At 40.7% G+C, this 17,021-nt stretch carries 18 protein-coding genes; 8 read left to right on the forward strand and 10 right to left on the reverse strand.

Annotated elements, in window-relative coordinates:
• Positions 1–6: 6 nt before the first annotated feature.
• Positions 7–1,035: an arginine N-succinyltransferase gene (gene astA / locus ACRCA4_RS08835; protein ID WP_433187101.1), complete on the reverse strand. Its 1,029-nt coding sequence runs from the start codon at positions 1,033–1,035 to the stop codon at positions 7–9.
• A 4-nt stretch (positions 1,036–1,039) separates the two neighbouring features.
• Entirely contained in the window at positions 1,040–2,245 is a 1,206-nt protein-coding gene (locus ACRCA4_RS08840; RefSeq protein ID WP_433187104.1) for an aspartate aminotransferase family protein, read from the reverse strand.
• A 169-nt stretch (positions 2,246–2,414) separates the two neighbouring features.
• On the opposite strand from ACRCA4_RS08840, the gene ACRCA4_RS08845 reads away from it, so the two are divergent.
• The gene (locus tag ACRCA4_RS08845; protein WP_433187107.1) at positions 2,415–2,843 is read left to right on the forward strand and encodes an Lrp/AsnC family transcriptional regulator; all 429 of its coding nucleotides are present in this window, start codon (positions 2,415–2,417) and stop codon (positions 2,841–2,843) included.
• Between the two features lie 91 nt (positions 2,844–2,934).
• Here the strand turns inward: ACRCA4_RS08845 and ACRCA4_RS08850 are convergent, their stop codons facing one another.
• From ACRCA4_RS08850 to ACRCA4_RS08860, 3 genes are all read right to left on the reverse strand, one after another.
• The gene (locus tag ACRCA4_RS08850) at positions 2,935–3,360 is read right to left on the reverse strand and encodes an HIT family protein (protein ID WP_433187110.1); all 426 of its coding nucleotides are present in this window, start codon (positions 3,358–3,360) and stop codon (positions 2,935–2,937) included.
• 133 nt (positions 3,361–3,493) lie between these two features.
• Positions 3,494–4,348, reverse strand: a complete 855-nt coding sequence (gene fghA / locus ACRCA4_RS08855; RefSeq protein WP_433187112.1) for an S-formylglutathione hydrolase — start codon at positions 4,346–4,348, stop codon at positions 3,494–3,496.
• 204 nt (positions 4,349–4,552) lie between these two features.
• Entirely contained in the window at positions 4,553–5,662 is a 1,110-nt protein-coding gene (locus ACRCA4_RS08860) for an S-(hydroxymethyl)glutathione dehydrogenase/class III alcohol dehydrogenase (protein WP_433187434.1), read from the reverse strand.
• 231 nt (positions 5,663–5,893) lie between these two features.
• Here ACRCA4_RS08860 and ACRCA4_RS08865 point away from each other — a divergent pair, with 231 nt between their 5' ends.
• Positions 5,894–6,538 carry a DsbA family oxidoreductase gene (locus ACRCA4_RS08865; RefSeq protein WP_433187115.1) on the forward strand — a complete coding sequence of 215 codons (645 nt, stop codon included), beginning with the start codon at positions 5,894–5,896 and terminating at the stop codon, positions 6,536–6,538.
• Positions 6,539–6,540: 2 nt separating this feature from the next.
• Here the strand turns inward: ACRCA4_RS08865 and ACRCA4_RS08870 are convergent, their stop codons facing one another.
• The 3 genes from ACRCA4_RS08870 to ACRCA4_RS08880 all read right to left on the reverse strand — a co-directional run bounded on the left by ACRCA4_RS08870 (position 6,541) and on the right by ACRCA4_RS08880 (position 11,045).
• Positions 6,541–7,170, reverse strand: coding sequence for a DUF1287 domain-containing protein (locus ACRCA4_RS08870; protein ID WP_433187118.1), 630 nt, complete (start codon positions 7,168–7,170; stop codon positions 6,541–6,543).
• 185 nt (positions 7,171–7,355) lie between these two features.
• Positions 7,356–9,380, reverse strand: a complete 2,025-nt coding sequence (locus ACRCA4_RS08875) for a prolyl oligopeptidase family serine peptidase (protein ID WP_433187120.1) — start codon at positions 9,378–9,380, stop codon at positions 7,356–7,358.
• Between the two features lie 144 nt (positions 9,381–9,524).
• Positions 9,525–11,045: a fumarate hydratase gene (locus tag ACRCA4_RS08880; RefSeq protein WP_433187123.1), complete on the reverse strand. Its 1,521-nt coding sequence runs from the start codon at positions 11,043–11,045 to the stop codon at positions 9,525–9,527.
• A 129-nt stretch (positions 11,046–11,174) separates the two neighbouring features.
• Between ACRCA4_RS08880 and pabB the strand changes: the two genes are divergently transcribed.
• Positions 11,175–12,563 carry an aminodeoxychorismate synthase component I gene (gene pabB, locus ACRCA4_RS08885; protein WP_433187126.1) on the forward strand — a complete coding sequence of 463 codons (1,389 nt, stop codon included), beginning with the start codon at positions 11,175–11,177 and terminating at the stop codon, positions 12,561–12,563.
• Positions 12,564–12,569: 6 nt separating this feature from the next.
• Complete coding sequence (locus ACRCA4_RS08890) at positions 12,570–13,130, forward strand: CoA pyrophosphatase (protein ID WP_433187129.1); 561 nt, start codon at positions 12,570–12,572, stop codon at positions 13,128–13,130.
• 90 nt (positions 13,131–13,220) lie between these two features.
• On the opposite strand, the gene ACRCA4_RS08895 is transcribed toward ACRCA4_RS08890, so the two are convergent.
• The gene (locus tag ACRCA4_RS08895) at positions 13,221–13,511 is read right to left on the reverse strand and encodes a high-potential iron-sulfur protein (RefSeq protein WP_433187132.1); all 291 of its coding nucleotides are present in this window, start codon (positions 13,509–13,511) and stop codon (positions 13,221–13,223) included.
• 336 nt (positions 13,512–13,847) lie between these two features.
• Between ACRCA4_RS08895 and atcJ the strand changes: the two genes are divergently transcribed.
• The 4 genes from atcJ to atcC are packed head-to-tail and all read left to right on the forward strand — an operon-like array spanning position 13,848 to position 16,350.
• Positions 13,848–14,132: a cold adaptation protein ActJcold adaptation protein ActJ gene (gene atcJ, locus ACRCA4_RS08900; RefSeq protein ID WP_433187135.1), complete on the forward strand. Its 285-nt coding sequence runs from the start codon at positions 13,848–13,850 to the stop codon at positions 14,130–14,132.
• Between the two features lie 7 nt (positions 14,133–14,139).
• Positions 14,140–14,685 (forward strand): cold adaptation protein AtcA, encoded by a 546-nt coding sequence (atcA, locus tag ACRCA4_RS08905; RefSeq protein WP_433187138.1) that lies wholly within the window; start codon positions 14,140–14,142, stop codon positions 14,683–14,685.
• Complete coding sequence (gene atcB / locus ACRCA4_RS08910; RefSeq protein ID WP_433187141.1) at positions 14,685–15,446, forward strand: cold adaptation protein AtcB; 762 nt, start codon at positions 14,685–14,687, stop codon at positions 15,444–15,446. The genes atcA and atcB overlap by 1 nt, the downstream gene beginning before the upstream one ends.
• Positions 15,447–15,456: 10 nt before the next feature.
• Positions 15,457–16,350, forward strand: coding sequence for a cold adaptation protein AtcC (gene atcC / locus ACRCA4_RS08915; protein WP_433187144.1), 894 nt, complete (start codon positions 15,457–15,459; stop codon positions 16,348–16,350).
• Positions 16,351–16,422: 72 nt separating this feature from the next.
• On the opposite strand, the gene ACRCA4_RS08920 is transcribed toward atcC, so the two are convergent.
• The gene (locus ACRCA4_RS08920) at positions 16,423–17,013 is read right to left on the reverse strand and encodes a uracil-DNA glycosylase family protein (protein WP_433187147.1); all 591 of its coding nucleotides are present in this window, start codon (positions 17,011–17,013) and stop codon (positions 16,423–16,425) included.
• Between the last annotated feature and the right edge of the window lie 8 nt (positions 17,014–17,021).

Below are 17,021 nucleotides of genomic sequence, written 5' to 3' on the forward strand. Positions count from 1 at the left end.
CTCAACTTACCTTTTATCTAAATAGATAAATCTTGCCATATCACCTTGTTTAAGCTTAAGTAACTCTGCAAATTCTGGGCTTAACAGTAAAACCTGCTCTTGTTCATCATATTGTGCTTGTTTTGAGAAACTAGCCCTGAAGCCCTCTAGCTGAGTATTTGCTACAGCTAAAGTAAAATCGCCAGACACCTCTGCTATTCTCACCGGAGCGCTGATACTTTCAGCAACCGATTTAATTTGTTTTAATTGCGCTTCAACCGTCGGCCCAGCGTCAAACAAATCAATATAGCCTTTGTGTATAAAACCTTCATTTTCAAGCATCTTAAGTGCAGGCTTTGTGTTTTGATGCACCTGGCCTATCACTTGCTGTGCCGTTTCTGGCAATAAGCCAACATAAATTGGATGTCTTGGCATTAATTCGGCAATAAAGGACTTTTTACCCACACCAATTAAATGATCGGCTGTTGGAAAATCGATAGTTAAAAATAGCTTTTGTAGCCAATGCCAAAATGGCGGTTGGCCATTGTCATCTGCAGCACCACGCATCTCTGCAATAACGCGATCAGAAAAGCGCTTCGGGTGTTCAGCCATAAATAAAAATCGAACTTTAGATAAAAACCGCCCTGCATGATTACGCCGATAGCTTTCTCGTAAAAATAAGGTACAAATCTCTGATGCCCCTGTGTAATCATTACACAGGGTTAAGGTTCTTAATTGATTAAAAACATTAAGCTCAGCACTATGGTGGACTATGGTATTTTGTTGAAAGTGATATAAAGGCGTGCTGGTACCTACAGCTGCTTCAATGCCTGTAGTACCAACTATTTCACCGGTTTCACTGTCTTCTAATACAAACAAGTAGCCCTGATCACCTGGCTGATTGACATCAGAACGAATACTTTGCTCAGCATGGCTGATTTTTTGCTCTAAACGTTGGTCATTGACCGGTAATGACGTAAAGCCATGACCGGATTCAATTGCAATTTGCTTTAAAGCCGCAAAATCAGCCTTAGTGATCGGTCGGATCACTAACATCTGCTTAGCCCTTAACCATTTTAGCAACGGCTTGCTCAAAACGAGCTAAACCTGCTTCAATGTCCGCATCTGGGATCACTAAAGAAGGTGCAAAACGGACGATATTAGCACCAGCAACTAGTGCCATTAAGCCTTCATCAGCCGCAGCTAACATAAAATCACGCGCCTTACCGGCATAGTCTGCTGTTAATTCAGCACCAATTAATAAGCCTTGGCCACGCACATCTGCAAATACATTATATTTTTCATTAATTTTAGCTAAACCATCGCGGAATAATTGTGCTTTAGCCATTACACCATCTAACACCTCAGGGGTATTCACAGTATTAACGGCAGCTAAAGCAACAGCACAAGCTAATGGATTACCACCATAAGTAGAGCCGTGCGTACCTGGTACTAAATGCTTAGCAATTTCATCAGTAGTCAACATAGCGCCGATAGGGAAACCGCCACCTAAAGCTTTAGCCGTTGTTAAAATATCTGGAACAACATCATACTGCATATAACCGTAAAGCTTACCAGTACGACCTACACCTGTTTGCACTTCATCAAAAATTAATAAAGCGTTATTAGCATCACATAATTCGCGAACGGCTTTTAAGAACTCAGGTGTTGCTGGTAAAACACCGCCCTCACCTTGCATAGGCTCAACCATAACAGCACAAGTTTTATCGCTAATTAGGGCTTTTAAACTTTCAATGTTGTTAAATTCAGCATGTGCAATCGCTGCAGGTTTAGGACCAAAACCATCTGAATAAGCAGGTTGGCCACCTACAGTGACAGTAAAGAAAGTACGGCCATGGAAACCTTGTTTAAAGGCGATGATTTGATCCTTTTGCTCACCATATTTGTCTTTAGCATAACGACGGGCTAATTTTAAAGCTGCTTCGTTTGACTCAGCGCCTGAGTTTGCAAAATACACTTTATCGGCAAAAGTATTATCAACTAACACTTTAGCTAAAGCTAAGGCTGGCTCGTTAGTTAAAACGTTAGACAAATGCCAAATTTTATCTGCTTGATCTTTTAATGCGCCCACTAAGGCTGGGTGACAGTGACCTAAACAAGTAACCGCAATACCACCAGCAAAATCGATATATTCACGACCTTCTTGATCCCAAACACGTGAACCTTTGCCTTTAACAGGAATAAATTTAGCTGGAGCGTAATTAGGAACCATCACGTCATCGAATAAGCTTCTTGTAATTTGCATCGTTACCTCACTGGACAGGTTAATTAAGGCACACTAAGAGTTTTTATTTACTTTATAGTGACCATTGGTAATTTGTGAACTAGTATACTGGTTAAAGATGTCAATTTGCAGAGACATAATTAGCAATATAATCGGTTTATTATACATTTTAACGGGCAATTAAAACGAAATGATAACAAAAGAAGATGAAAAATTGTTGGCTCTGTTAAAAAGTAATGCCAGAACCAGTATTTCAGACTTAGCACGAGCCTTAAAGGTGTCACGTTCGACCGTACAAACACGTATTACTAAGCTTGAACAAAGCGGTGTGATTAAAGGTTATTCTGTTGATTATGGCGATAAGTTTTCTGCAGAGTTAATTTCAGCTCATGTCAGCTTAAAAGTAAAACAAAAGCTAACTGCCAAAACCAATATAGAGCTGAAGCAACTGCCACAAGTATCAGCGCTTTATGCCATCAGTGGTGAATATGACTTAATTGCCATAGTACAAGCTCAAAGTACCGAGCAACTTAGCCATATTCTGGACGATATTGGTAACCTAGATGGCGTTGAACGAACTAACTCTTCCGTTATTTTAGAAACCAAGTTTAAGCGTTAAAGAAGCCATATCTGTTATCAATCTATTATGAATTTAGCTTTTAAGCATCATAACTAGCTTACCTAGCTATGAGCTGGGTGCTGGCCTTAAATTAAAGTACTTGGCTAATCTGTTCAGCTAAGGCTTTAATTTGCTCCATATCTCCCTTTTCAGCACTATGGCCTTTTAAATTAGCTAAATGCTCAGGAATTAAATGGAAATGTAGATGAGGTACGGTTTGCCCTGCGTCTTTGCCATTAAGCTGCATCAGTACAACGCCTTCAACGCCTAAGGTTGTTTTTTGCGCCGACATCACCTTTTGCACTGTAGTCATAGTATGCGCCAGCATATCAGCAGGGATCTCTAATAAGGTTTCAGCGGCAAACTTAGGTATCACTAAAGCATGGCCCTTCGCTTGGGGCATAATATCCATAAAAGCTAGGCTGTAGTCATCTTCGTAAATTTTAAAGCATGGCAATTCACCACGCAGAATTTTGGCAAATACATTATTGTTATCATAGCTATTATTTTGGCTCATTGACGGCTCCTTCTAGCGGATAAAATTTGATTATACCCTTGTCAGGAATAAAGAAAAGCAGCTATAGGCTGTATCACCTTAGCTGCTTTAGTTCAGACTCTACGTCTAAGTTTTAGTTTAGGCTTATCTTTGTTTAAGCAAATAAATGCTTAGCATGAAAGCGTAAATGAGATTCAATAAAACTAGAAATAAAGTAATAGCTATGATCATAGCCTTCTTGATAGCGTATTTCGATATCGGCATCATGGTGCTGTTTCGCAGCCTCAATTAAGCTTTCTGTGCGTAATTGATCGGGGAAAAAGTTATCAGCAGTGCCTTGATCAACTAAAATAGGTAATAGTGATTTTGCTTCTGTTAATAATAAAGAGGCATCGTACTGCTGCCATTGTTGCTTATCTTCGCCTAAGTAACCTGATAATGCTTTAATACCCCAAGCAGCATTCATTGGATTACAAATAGGTGAGAAAGCCGAAATACTCTTATAACGCTCAGTATTACGCAAACCAATAACTAAAGCGCCATGGCCACCCATTGAATGGCCCGTTATCGCTCTATTTTCAGAAATAGGTAATTGGCCTTCAACTAATTGCGGTAACTCATGCAAAATATAGTCATACATTTGATAATGCTTAGCAAAAGGTGCTTGGGTGGCATTAACATAAAAGCCTGCACCTAAACCAAAATCGTAAGCTGCATTTTCATCATCTGCGACACCTTCACCCCGCGGGCTTGTATCAGGAATAATTAAGGCTATTCCCAACTCTGCCGCAATGCGTTGAGCGCCAGCTTTGCTTGAGAAGTTCTCATCATTACAGGTTAAGCCTGATAACCAATAAACTGCTGGCATTTTTTTAGTTTCAGCTTCAGCGGGTAAAAACACCGAAAATTGCATTTTACAGTTAAGGCTATGCGAGTTGTGTTCAAAGCGGATTTGTTTACCAGCAAACACTAAGTGTTCGCTGACTTTAGTTAATTTATCTTGACTCATAAAACCTTCCAAAACACCGAAATAACTAACTATGAATTTAAGTAATATAATTAGTAATATTTAGCTAATAGATAGATTAGAACCTCATTTTGTTTGACACAGGTTGTCTGAGAGAGCGCTTACGCGAACGAGTTACTGTGGCAATCAAGACTGAGTGTTGTAATCTATAAACTAGCCTATCGCTAAAGTTAATATTGAATCAGCTTAAAAATGAATAACAGTACGAATTGACTTACCTTCATGCATTAAGTCAAACGCCTTATTAATATCTTCTAACGGCATAGTGTGAGTAATAAAGGTATCTAGCTCAAACTCACCTTGTAAGTAGCGTTCAACATAATCAGGTAATTCACTGCGGCCCTTAACGCCACCAAAGGCAGTACCACGCCAAACACGACCGGTAACTAATTGAAATGGACGAGTTGAAATTTCTTGGCCGGCCCCAGCTACACCAATAATTACCGACTCACCCCAACCTTTATGGCAACATTCTAATGCTGAACGCATAACGTTTACGTTACCTATACATTCAAAAGAGAAATCAACGCCGCCATCGGTCATTTCAACAATAACCTCTTGAATAGGCTTATCATAGTTTTTAGGGTTAATCACATCTGTTGCACCCAGCTGCTTAGCAATTTCAAATTTATCTTCGTTGATATCAATGGCAATAATACGGCCCGCTTTAGCCATCACCGCACCAATAATGGCTGATAAACCAATGCCACCTAAACCAAATACCGCAACGGTATCGCCCGGTTGCACTTTAGCCGTATTGATTACAGCACCCATACCCGTTGTAACACCACAGCCTAATAAGCACACTTTCTCTAATGGCGCTTCTTTATTGATTTTCGCTAATGAAATCTCTGGTAGCACCGTATATTCAGAAAAAGTTGAGGTACCCATATAATGATAAATTGGCTTACCATCTTTCGAAAAACGCGTTGTGCCATCTGGCATTAAACCCTTACCTTGCGTTTCACGAATGGCCTGGCACAGGTTAGTTTTGCCTGATAAACAAAACTTACACTTACCACATTCTGGTGTGTATAACGGAATAACATGATCACCCACAGCAACAGAGGTTACGCCCTCACCTACGGCTTCAACAATACCACCACCCTCATGGCCTAAAACGGCAGGAAAAATACCTTCAGGATCATCACCCGATAAAGTAAAAGCATCAGTATGACACACACCCGTTGCAATAATTTTTACTAAGACTTCACCTTTTTGCGGTGGCATTAAGTCAATTTCTTCAATTGATAACGGCTGGCCTGGACCCCAGGCAACGGCTGCACGTGTTTTAATCATTTCCATTTTTGTATCCTTTTAAATAATAACGAAATTTTAGATATGGCTAAGTATAACCTGAAATCTATCTTTTCTAAATCCATACAAATAACATAACTAGGTAATTCAGTTTTACCTTACAGTAATAATAGCGATATCATGGGTTAGCATGAGGTACTATACTTGAGACTGCTTTACAAACAGCCTATGCTGGCTTAACTGTAGTTATAAACTTTTAGGATTGCATTAATGCAACAGATTAAAATAGATTTAGTATCAGATATCGCCTGCCCTTGGTGCGCTATTGGCTATGCCCGCTTACAACAAGCTTTAAGCAGTTTACCGAATATTAAAGCAAAGCTTGAATGGCATGCCTTTGAGCTAAACCCAGATAAAAATGCGCCACAACAGCCTATTTTAGAAGCTTTAAGTAAAAAGTATGGCCGTGATATCAATGAAATGCGTGCGGCTCAAGATAATATGATCACCATCGCAACTGAGCTTGGGCTTAACTTTGCAAAACTTCAGCAGCGTAATACTTGTAATACCTTTGATGGCCATCGGCTAGTAAAGTGGGCAGCTACTCAGCAAAAAGCTGATGCCATGAAGCTAGCATTATTCGATGCTTACTTTGGTCATGCTAAAAATGTGGCAGATCAGCACGTATTAGCCGACTGTGCAGAACAAGCTGGCTTAGATAAAACCGAAGCAAGTCACATCTTAGCGTCAAACCAATATGAAACGGAAGTTAATGACGATATTGCAAAATATCAACAAGCCGGAATTTCATCGGTACCCGCTTTTATTATTAACAATAAGTATTTAATCTCGGGTGCTCAAGAGCCTGCACAATTAGCCGCATCTTTACAACAAATTGCTGCTGAAATGGCTTAAAGCTAGTCTAATGCTGGCTGATAGCGATAATGGCCTGTAATAGGATAAGTAAACAACATATCAGAAAGCTCTGGCCCTGAACCAATATTATGGACAATTAAGGGCCTTTTTTTATCAGCCGATAATTGGTTAGCCACTATGCCAATATGCGGTAAATTACCAGGTAACATCCAAGTGACAATATCCCCAGCTTGATAATCACTGCCTAACTTACTTTGCTTAAGCCGCTCTCCATGCTGGCTAAAAAATGCTTGTAAGTTAGGTACTCGACGATGATCAATATTGCTATCTGGCTTGGTTAGGCCCCAAATTCTTTTTGAAGGATAACGGGCGAAAGACTGCTGCATATCTTGATGCACTAATTGTTGTAAATCTATACCTAGAGCGCGATAAGAGCGAATAACAACATCTGTGCATACCCCTATATCTGCTGGCACATCACCATTAGGATAGGCAATACGTAAATAACGGCCATCATATCTAACTTGGTGTGCCGTTCGCTCTAAGGCTGCAGCGGCTAATTTTTCACTAAAACTTTGCGCTAGTGCTAAGTTTGGCAATAAACACAGAAGTAAAAATATATTTTTAATCTGAAATAGTTTGCTGTGGAATAAATTAGTTCGATACGGCATAGCCAGCATTAAGCAGTCCTTGCAAATAGAATTAAACCTAAGGCAACTTAGGCTAACAAAAGTTCCAACTAGCGTTAAAGTGGCTATCTATAGTGGTAACCTTAACATGCATTCTAGCGGATATTGCCGCTGCGAAAACTAAGATCACCACTTTAGATAGTTGTAATCAGATAGCGCTGTCTCAATTATTTAGCTTGAGTATATTTTTCTAGCCACTGAAACACTTCGTTATACCAACGCACGCGATTATCTTTATTTAAAATCCAGTGATTTTCATCAGGAAAGATAACTAACCGTGAATCAATACCTTTGCGCTGTAAGTTAGTAAAAGCACCTAAACCTTGTGCATAAGGAACACGATAATCTTTTAAGCCGTGAATAACTAACATGGGCGTTTGCCATTTGTCGGCAAATGCAGCTGGGTTATATTTATGATAGTCAGAACCCTCTTGCCAAACTGGGCCGCCTAAGTCACGCTCTGGAAACCATAGCTCTTCAGTGCTGCCATAAAAACTTGGCATATCATATAAACCGGCATGATTAATTAAACAGTTAAAACCAGTTGGCCAATTACCTGCAATCCAGTTCATCATATAGCCACCATAAGAAGCACCTAAGGCACAGGCACGGTCGCCATCAATCCACGGCTGTGCTTGTAAAATGTAGGCATAGCCTTTTTGTAAGTCTTGTAACGGCTTATCGCCCCAATCGCGACTAATAGAGTCGGTAAAAGCTTGGCCATACCCTGTAGAGCCGTGGAAGTCTACCATGACCACCGCATAGCCTTGAGCGGCATACATCTGGGCATTCCAACGCACATTAAACATATTACCAAAGCTACCTTGGGGGCCGCCATGAACTAAGAATGCCATTGGATATTTCTTGTTAGGATCAAAGTTCCAAGGCTTAACTAAGTAACCATAAACCGTTTCATCATTCGCGCCACTAAAACTAAACTGCTCATAATCACCAAATTGCACCGCATTACGCCATTCGGCGTTAATGTTGGTTAATTGAGTTAACTCAGTACCATCTAAATTAAGTTGAAATAGTTCGGTTGGAAAATCTAAACGATGATTAGTAAAGACTAGTTTTCCTGCAGCAATTTGTAATCCGCCGGCGGTACCGTCACCATAGACTTTTCGCACATCACCAAAACTGGTGTTAATAGCATAAATACTGCGTTGGCCTACATCTTGGGTTGTCACAAATATAGTCCGGTTATCAGGACCAAATTTATAATCAATAATAGAGCGGTCAAAATCAGCGGCGAGCTCTTTGCGCTGCCCGGTCACCATATCCAGCAAGATTAAACCAAAACGATCAGCTTCTGCTTGTGGTTTTTTCATGGCTTTATATGCCATAAAACGACCATCAGCCGAGAAAGATGGCGCTGCATCCCAAGCGGGATTAGCTGCCGTTAAGTTTTGCTTTTCACCACCATTTATCGACACCATAAAAATATCAAAGTTAGTGTGCCAAGCTTGATCAGCTGATGGAATTTTGGCACTAAATACTAAGCGTTGATTATCGGGAGTAAAAGTTACCTCAGTAATACCGGCGATATCCGTGTCCCATTCAGGCATTAAGTTACGTGCATCTTTAACAACACCTTGGTCTAAAGGCGCTATATGTAATTGATTACGATACCCATCCAGCCACGTATCCCAATGTCTAACCATTAGCTGATCATACGCCATGGCACTGTCTTTTTTAGCACTATCGGCTTGTTTGGCAGCCACAGTACAAGCTAGCTTTTCACAACCCGGCTTAACAGTTAACTCTAACGCAATCTGCTTACCATCAGCTGACACTATAAAACCCGAAACGGGCACCGGTAAGTCGGTTACTTGCAGTGCTTCACCGCCCGATAAGGCCAACTGCCATACTTGATTCGTACCACTACGATTAGTAATAAAGTACACGCTATCGCTCTGAGCTGACCATTGCAGATTATGTTCACGGCCTTGGCTTTGCGTTAACCGCGTTAAAGTATTTTGTTTGGCTAAGTCAATTAAATATAAATCACTGCTAGTATCAGCTGGGCTAAAGCCACCATTACTTTGGCCATAAGCCACATAGCGACCATCTGGCGATAATGCTGCATCATAAAGATTATTAACTTGGTTTAAATGCTCGACACTCAATGGCGCATTAGCTAACGCTGTACCACTGAAAAATAGTGATACCAGCAAGGCTGAATATTTCATGCTAACTCCAGTTTTATAAGAGGTATGTTATTAAAAGCGTATGTTTCTATTCTAGTTTTAACCTAATGTATAATGTAAGCTCGGCTGAATAAAGTCCCATTAAACAAAAAGGCTACTCAGTATCTAGTAGCCTTTTTATCACTATTATTTCGCTGCCATATTTTCTATGTTAACTTTCCAGATAGCAGGCCCTTGTTGATGGACATTATTTCCTTCGGAGTCTACCGCCACGGTAACCGGCATATCTTCAACATCAAACTCATAAATGGCTTCCATACCTAAATCGGCAAAAGCAACAACGCGTGACTTTTTAATCGCTTTAGACACTAAGTAAGCCGCGCCGCCAACAGCCATTAAATATACGGCTTTATGCTGTTTAATACTGGCAACGGTTTTATCGCCCCGCTCTGACTTACCAATCATGCCTAATAAACCGGTTTCACCTAGCATCATATCGGTAAATTTATCCATCCGTGTTGCGGTAGTTGGGCCAGCTGGGCCAACAACCTCATCACCCACTGCATCCACTGGGCCAACGTAATAAATAAAGCGGTTTTTAAAGTCGACACCCTCTGGCAAGGCTTCGCCTTTGCTTAGCATATCAGCAATGCGTTTATGCGCAGCATCACGGCCGGTAAGCATTTTACCGCTTAGTAAAACAGTTTCGCCCGCGCGCCAGGTTTGTACTTCTTCTGGTGTCACTTGGTCTAAGTTAACTCGGCGTACTTTGCTACCAAGCTCCCAAGTCACTTGTGGCCAGTCCTCTAATTTAGGCGGCTTAATATCTGCAGGGCCACTGCCGTCTAAATGAAAATGCACATGGCGAGTAGCAGCACAGTTTGGGATCATCACTACAGGTAAGCTTGCAGCATGGGTTGGTACACTATTAATTTTAACATCAACAACCGTTGTTAAGCCGCCTAAACCTTGCGCACCTATACCCAACTTATTGACTTTTTCATACAGCTCTAAACGCAGCTTTTCATCAGCCGTTTCTGCGCCTTTATCTATTAACTGTTGAATATCAACAGGATCCATTAACGACTCTTTGGCTAGCACAGCCGCTTTTTCTGCCGTACCACCAATACCTATACCTAACATACCAGGTGGACACCAGCCGGCACCCATTTTTGGTAAGGTTTCTAATACCCAGTCAACAATAGAGTCGGATGGGTTAAGCATCGCCATTTTAGTTTTGTTTTCTGAGCCACCGCCTTTAGCTGCAATCATCACTTCAACTTGATCGCCAGCCACCAAATCAATATGGACAACGGCAGGTGTATTGTCTTTAGTATTTTTACGTGCGCCAGCAGGATCAGCAACAATAGAAGCACGTAATGGATTGTCTGGATTTAAATAAGCACGACGCGTACCTTCATTAACCATTTCTTGTACAGTTAAATCCGTTTTATCCCATTTCACATCCATACCAATTTTAACAAAACACGTTACGATCCCCGTATCTTGACAAATAGGTCTGTGGCCTTCAGCTGACATGCGCGAGTTTATTAAAATTTGCGCTATTGCATCTTTAGCCGCTTGGTTTTGCTCTTTGTGATAAGCCGTTTCTAATGCTTTAATAAAATCCAGTGGATGATAATAAGAGATATACTGCAATGCATCTTCAATGCTATCAATAAAGTCTTGCTGGCGAATGACCGTCATAATTACTTGTCCTCTGCGCTGTCTGGAGCTATCTGCGCTAGCTAATTTATAATAGCTAGCACTATATTTAACTATTGTTGTAAGTGCTGCTATGATACCGCGCATCAGAAACAGCGGCTAGTCCCATTCATGCAGCAACATCTAATTCAAGACGAAATACCAAACAATTTACTCGATTATTTTAGCTATTTTGCTGATAAGCCTTGGTCTATGCTGTTAGACTCAGCAGCAAATCAGCATATTAATAGCCGATACGATATTCTCGTTGCCAAGCCTATTGCTACTTTGCAAGCTAGCAATGGCCAAGCGACTTTAGTTGATTTGCGAACAAATACCCAAATACAAGGCGCCCCTTTTGCGTTATTACAGCAAGGCTTAAATCAGTTTTTTCCTCATAAAGTTGCCAGCGAATTACCCTTTATAGGCGGCGCTTTAGGTTATTTTGGCTACGATTTAGGCCGCTATATTGAAACCCTACCTAGCCTAGCCAAACAAGATATCGACTTACCCGATATGGCTATCGGCTTTTATACTTGGGCGCTAATATTAGATAAACAGCAACAACAACTGTGGTGTGTAGACTATAACGGTAACGCACAAGAGCGGTGGCAAAACCTAAAACAGCTTTTTAACTCAAATAATAATGCAAGCACAGCTGCACCTAAGCCCCTGCCCTTTAGTTTAACTAGCCAGTGGCAATCTAATATGGATAAAGCGAGTTATCAGCAAAAGTTTGAGCAAATTCAGCAGTACTTATTAAGTGGTGACTGTTATCAAATCAACTTAGCCCAGCGCTTTAATGCTCACTATCAAGGTGATGAATGGCAAGCTTATTTAAAGCTACGCGATAGTAATTCCGCCCCTTTTTCGGCTTTTATTCGCACAGAGCAAGGCTGTGTATTAAGTGTTTCACCAGAGCGCCTGTTGCAGTTGCATAATAAGCAAGTTGAAACCAAACCGATAAAAGGCACTCGGCCGCGTGGCTTTTGCGCTATGACAGATGAAATAGAAGCCGATAATTTACGCAATTCAGCTAAAGATCGCGCCGAAAACGTGATGATTGTCGACTTATTACGTAATGATATCGGCAAAGTATGCCAACCAGGCAGTGTGGCTGTACCTAGCCTATTTGCTATTGAAAGCTTCCCTGCAGTGCATCATTTAGTCAGTACCATAACAGGCACCTTAGCGGATAATTACACAGCCGCTGACTTGCTACATGCTGCTTTTCCTGGCGGCTCTATTACAGGCGCGCCAAAGGTACGGGCGATGGAAATAATAGAGCAGCTAGAGCCACATCGTCGTTCAGTTTATTGTGGTAGCATCGGCTATATTAATGCTAACGGCGACATGGATAGCAATATCACTATTCGCACCCTTGTGTGTAATCAGCAACAAATTTATTGTTGGGCAGGTGGCGGAATTGTAGCCGACTCTAATGTTGACAGTGAGTTTCAAGAAACCTTAGATAAAGTCAATAAAATTTTACCTACCTTGCAATCGAACAGGTGTGAGTAAGCCGCAATGCAAGCTGATGAATTTCGACAACGCTTTATGTTACATCAAGCAGCCCAAGCTGAAGAAGGGGGAGCAATCGATATAAAGCAAGCTGCGGTTTTAGTGCCTATTATCGATTACGGCACTGAATTAACCTTATTATTTACCCAGCGCGCCTTACATTTACGGCATCACCCTGGCCAAATAAGTTTTCCTGGCGGGCGAATAGAGCCTAATGAAACACCGGCTGAAGCCGCGTTACGTGAAGCAAATGAAGAAATTGGTCTGCAAAGACAAAATGTTGACCTACTCGGCTCTTTACCTATACAGCCAACAAGCACCGGCTTTACCATAGTGCCGTGGGTGGCTTTAGTTAAACCTCAGCCGCGCTGGCATATCGAGCCAAATGAAGTTGCCGATATTTTTGAAGTACCTCTACAACACTTTTTACAGCAGCAAAACCGCCATCAATTTAATTTGCCTCTTGCCGGCAAAATAAGACAATTACACGCGATGCCCTATCAGGGGCGGTTTATTTGGGGGGCGACAGCCGCAATTATGCACCGGCTGTGTATTCAGTTGCTTTAATCTAGCACCAATACAAACGGGGCTATCACGGCCCCGTTTTATTTCATCTAACTTTTTAAATTATGTATTTACAACGTTTTACAGCTCAACTTATACTGGCTTTTTCGCCCATGCAGCACACCAACCATTACTATGCACTAGCTTGCCGGGGAAAATTGCACAAGGACGCCATTCCTCACCCTCTGCCCCTTGAATTAAAGCGCAATTAGAACAGTGAGCCCCTTCTTTTTCTGACTCATGGGTATATTGCATTGCTTTAGCTTGTGCATTATCTAAAGACAATTGCTCAGCAGCAAAAGCTTTTAAGCTAATACCGCCGACACTTAAGCCTACAAGACCACCGGCGGATAACTTTAAAAAACGTCTTCTATCAGTTTTCATACTTTTTCCTCTGCTTATCGTTGTTCAACCGCAAGTACTTGCTATTATTATTGTTATTTACAGTAATAAATGCCTTTACTTAATGCACCATTATTTAAGCACAAATCCGTACTAAACCGAAGAGAGAAAAGCGTTATACCCCCTTTTTAGTCGATTATTTTCCTAAACTCAGCTTGCGGTAAAATTAAATAATTGAACTAAGGCAAATAGCTTAGAAACGGCTTAAAATAAGCACTTTATTTAACACCCTAACTGGCTATTCTGCTATTATAATTTATGGCTATAATTCTAGCCGATAAGTCTTCTTCAATAACTTTTGTGTTCGCAGGAATAATAATGATTAATCACTTTCGGGTACTGGGTATAAAAACCAATGCCACAGATGATGAGATTAAAAAAGCGTATAGGCGACAGGCAAACAAATATCATCCAGACAAATTACATGGCTTATCTGAGTCTGAGCAACAATATGCAGCAGCGCAATTACAGCGTGTAACGAATGCCTATAATATATTGTCTGATCCAAAACAAAAAGCGGCTTTTATTAAAGATTTTAATAACGTAATCGTACCCGACCCAACCTCTGCTATGCAGGAGCTCTGGGATCAATTTTATCCGTGAGTCATTTATGTCAAAAAAATTAAATATACCGCGTCTTGAGACACTAAAAACTGAAGCCTTGGAAAATATTCATTCTTACGATGATCCTGAGTCGCCAATGGCGTTACAGCAATTTACTAGCAAAATGAAAGCAATTCTATTAGACGATCCTTCTATGCTAGGCTCGCTACCGGAGTATTTACCTATTGCCTTGTATGGCCAAGTAAAATTCCCCCCAGCTGCAACAACACAGTGGCAACAATGGTTAGCTAGCGCCACTATGCCAACTTGGGATCAATTTAAAACTAGTGTTGCTTTTAATAATGCCGATCTTCCCTTTGTTAAAGCCATTCGCGATTATTCAGAGTCGGTATTAATTGAAGCTTGCGCTGTAGTATTTATGATTAATCAAGATACCAACACCGCTATCAATTATGACGACGCTGACGAGCATGAAGATGATTATCAAGATAATGACTATGATAGTGATTATGACGACCAATCAGGTGATAGCGACGAAGAAGGCTATGACGATCAATTCGATGATATCGGCTTTAAAGGAGAAGATGCTTAATGACCAATTTAATTGAAGTTGCAGCTGCAGAAATAAAGCAACTTGCCGTAATTGAACCTAAACAAGCCAGTAAAAAATTTGAGTTAATTGCTAATACAATGTCAGATCAACAGCTTGTTGAAGTCATTGAAAATATTGACATTGTGACTTTAACCCAAATTAATAGCCAACATGACTTATCTTTTCCGTCGATAATTTCTGAGTTAATGACACCAGAAAAAATTCGCGATATTGTCTGTCAACAACCCTTATATTGGGAAGAACAAATTAAAAGTAATGCTGAAGAGCTACAACAACATACTTTTGATTTTTTAACCTATTTAATTCGAAACCAAGACAGCGAAGAAAAACAAGCTGAAATTTTACAATGCATTGCTGACGATCCAGCCGGCCTATTTTATTTATCTATTCCTTTTATAGAGCTATATCGCGGTGAGCAACTGCATGAGGATGATATTTATAACGACACCCAGCACGATGCAGAAGAAGATTTAGAAGAAGCAACTCGTTTTACTGAACGCCATCGTAATGAAGATGTACATAATATTAGCTATGATGATCCTCGCAGTTTATTAGCACTTATTCGTTATTTAACCCCAAGAGTTGAATCAGCCATTAAAGCGCTTATTCGTAACGAAAACTCGGGGTGGGAAGGTATTATTAATAAGTTTGCAACTGAACTGGTAATGCAAGCGAAAGAAAATAATAAAGCCACTGACGAGTATACTGAAGTCGACGATATGTTTAGCTTTTTAGATTAAGGGTTCTCGCATGCAGTTAATGCTCCGTGATGGCAGTAATGGGCCTTTTCTTACTCAAGTTATTGCTAAAGGCCAAGCCGAACAACAACTTGATGCAACAAGCCTTGCTCAATTAAAGTCAAAAGCGGTTTTAATGAGCTTAAAATTTGCCGATAAATTTTATAATAAATATAAAATGCATTTATTAGAACAAGCGGCTAACGATATTATTGGCGTAGTCAGCTTAGGCTTAAGAGAGTTATCTGATAATGATCTAGATAAAGCCTTAGCTATTTTATTAGCACCCGAAAGCATTATTAAACCATTTCAAAAAGGCTGGAGTATGCTAACTCAAGTAAGCAAGAACCAGCGCGCTAAGTCGTTATACGGCGAGGTTCAGCAAAGCTTACTACAGAATATCTCAACACCTGCCGATGCAGAAGACTGGTTTGGGTGGCAACATTATCAGCAAGCGCTAAGCGAACATTTACACACTGAAGCAAGACAATTATTGCATCAGCAGTTTTTTATTCGCACTAGCTACGATGAATATGAGCACTTTGGTTTAGAAGATGTGTTAGCCGAAATTGTATTCTATCGTGCCCTCACCTCAGACGACAAGGTTAAGCACGATTTAAAACAGCGTTTGCGCAATATCACTTTACAGCCACATTGGTTTAATACCCACTATTTTGCGATGCAAGCCGAGTCGGTATTTGCCGAAATGCCACAAAATATTGCTGATGCTATTAAAGCAGATTTAGGGCCGCACTTTATACCGGCCTTAGTACGCACCTTAGAGTTTGCTAAAAGTTACCAAGCACTAGCCCTTAACGATGCCTCACCAGAAAAGTTAGATGCACTTGAAAGCCAACACGGTTTAAGTAATCCATTATTAGGCTGGCCGCAGTATTTAGATCTTTAACCTGCTTTATAAATAGCTTAAAGCTTAATTAAAGAGCCAAAACTACATTTACTGTTATTTGGCTCTTTAACATTAAATTAGCTGGCTAATCTTTTTTTGTAGCAGCGGCAGCAACTGCTGTTCAAACCAAAGGTGTTTCTTTAACCAAATATTATTTCGAGGACTTGGGTGCGGCAGTACTAGGGTGTTGTTGTCGCAGCCATCAGCAAGCTGTTGTAAGCTTTGTTCCACTGCGGCGGTAACCGTGCCTTTAAACTGAGGCTTGTGCCATTTAATTGCGTATTGGCCAATAATAACAGTCAGTTTAATTTGAGACATTTGATCTAACAGCTGTTGTCGCCAAGCTGGGGCACATTCAGGTCGTGGCGCTAAATCACCACTTTTTCCCTTACCAGGGTAACAAAAGCCCATCGGTAGTATGGCAATAAGTTCTGGATCATAAAACTGCTCTGAATTTAGCCCCAGCCATTGCCGTAAACGTTTACCGCTAGCATCATCAAAGGGAACACCGCTGTTATGGGCTTTTACTCCAGGTGCTTGACCGGCAATTAGAATTTTTGCATTAACACTTGCTTGTAAAATGGGTTTTGCCAATAAGGGTAAATTATCCTGACACAAGCTACATTGCCGCACTTGCTGCATAAGCGTTGAAAAGTTAGCCACTATCCCTC

It is taken from the genome of Rheinheimera sp. WS51 (assembly GCF_050936095.1).
Lineage (GTDB): Bacteria > Pseudomonadota > Gammaproteobacteria > Enterobacterales > Alteromonadaceae > Alishewanella.

Bases quoted from the DNA above. Each gene is read 5' to 3' on its own strand.
- ACRCA4_RS08850 (WP_433187110.1), bottom strand. From the start codon at position 3,360: ATGAGCCAAAATAATAGCTATGATAACAATAATGTATTTGCCAAAATT.
- ACRCA4_RS08845 (WP_433187107.1), top strand. From the start codon at position 2,415: ATGATAACAAAAGAAGATGAAAAATTGTTGGCTCTGTTAAAAAGTAAT.
- atcJ (WP_433187135.1), top strand. From the start codon at position 13,848: ATGATTAATCACTTTCGGGTACTGGGTATAAAAACCAATGCCACAGAT.
- ACRCA4_RS08895 (WP_433187132.1), bottom strand. From the start codon at position 13,511: ATGAAAACTGATAGAAGACGTTTTTTAAAGTTATCCGCCGGTGGTCTT.
- ACRCA4_RS08880 (WP_433187123.1), bottom strand. From the start codon at position 11,045: ATGACGGTCATTCGCCAGCAAGACTTTATTGATAGCATTGAAGATGCA.
- ACRCA4_RS08840 (WP_433187104.1), bottom strand. From the start codon at position 2,245: ATGCAAATTACAAGAAGCTTATTCGATGACGTGATGGTTCCTAATTAC.
- astA (WP_433187101.1), bottom strand. From the start codon at position 1,035: ATGTTAGTGATCCGACCGATCACTAAGGCTGATTTTGCGGCTTTAAAG.
- atcA (WP_433187138.1), top strand. From the start codon at position 14,140: ATGTCAAAAAAATTAAATATACCGCGTCTTGAGACACTAAAAACTGAA.
- ACRCA4_RS08890 (WP_433187129.1), top strand. From the start codon at position 12,570: ATGCAAGCTGATGAATTTCGACAACGCTTTATGTTACATCAAGCAGCC.
- pabB (WP_433187126.1), top strand. From the start codon at position 11,175: ATGCAGCAACATCTAATTCAAGACGAAATACCAAACAATTTACTCGAT.
- atcC (WP_433187144.1), top strand. From the start codon at position 15,457: ATGCAGTTAATGCTCCGTGATGGCAGTAATGGGCCTTTTCTTACTCAA.
- atcB (WP_433187141.1), top strand. From the start codon at position 14,685: ATGACCAATTTAATTGAAGTTGCAGCTGCAGAAATAAAGCAACTTGCC.
- ACRCA4_RS08865 (WP_433187115.1), top strand. From the start codon at position 5,894: ATGCAACAGATTAAAATAGATTTAGTATCAGATATCGCCTGCCCTTGG.
- ACRCA4_RS08875 (WP_433187120.1), bottom strand. From the start codon at position 9,380: ATGAAATATTCAGCCTTGCTGGTATCACTATTTTTCAGTGGTACAGCG.
- ACRCA4_RS08870 (WP_433187118.1), bottom strand. From the start codon at position 7,170: ATGCCGTATCGAACTAATTTATTCCACAGCAAACTATTTCAGATTAAA.
- fghA (WP_433187112.1), bottom strand. From the start codon at position 4,348: ATGAGTCAAGATAAATTAACTAAAGTCAGCGAACACTTAGTGTTTGCT.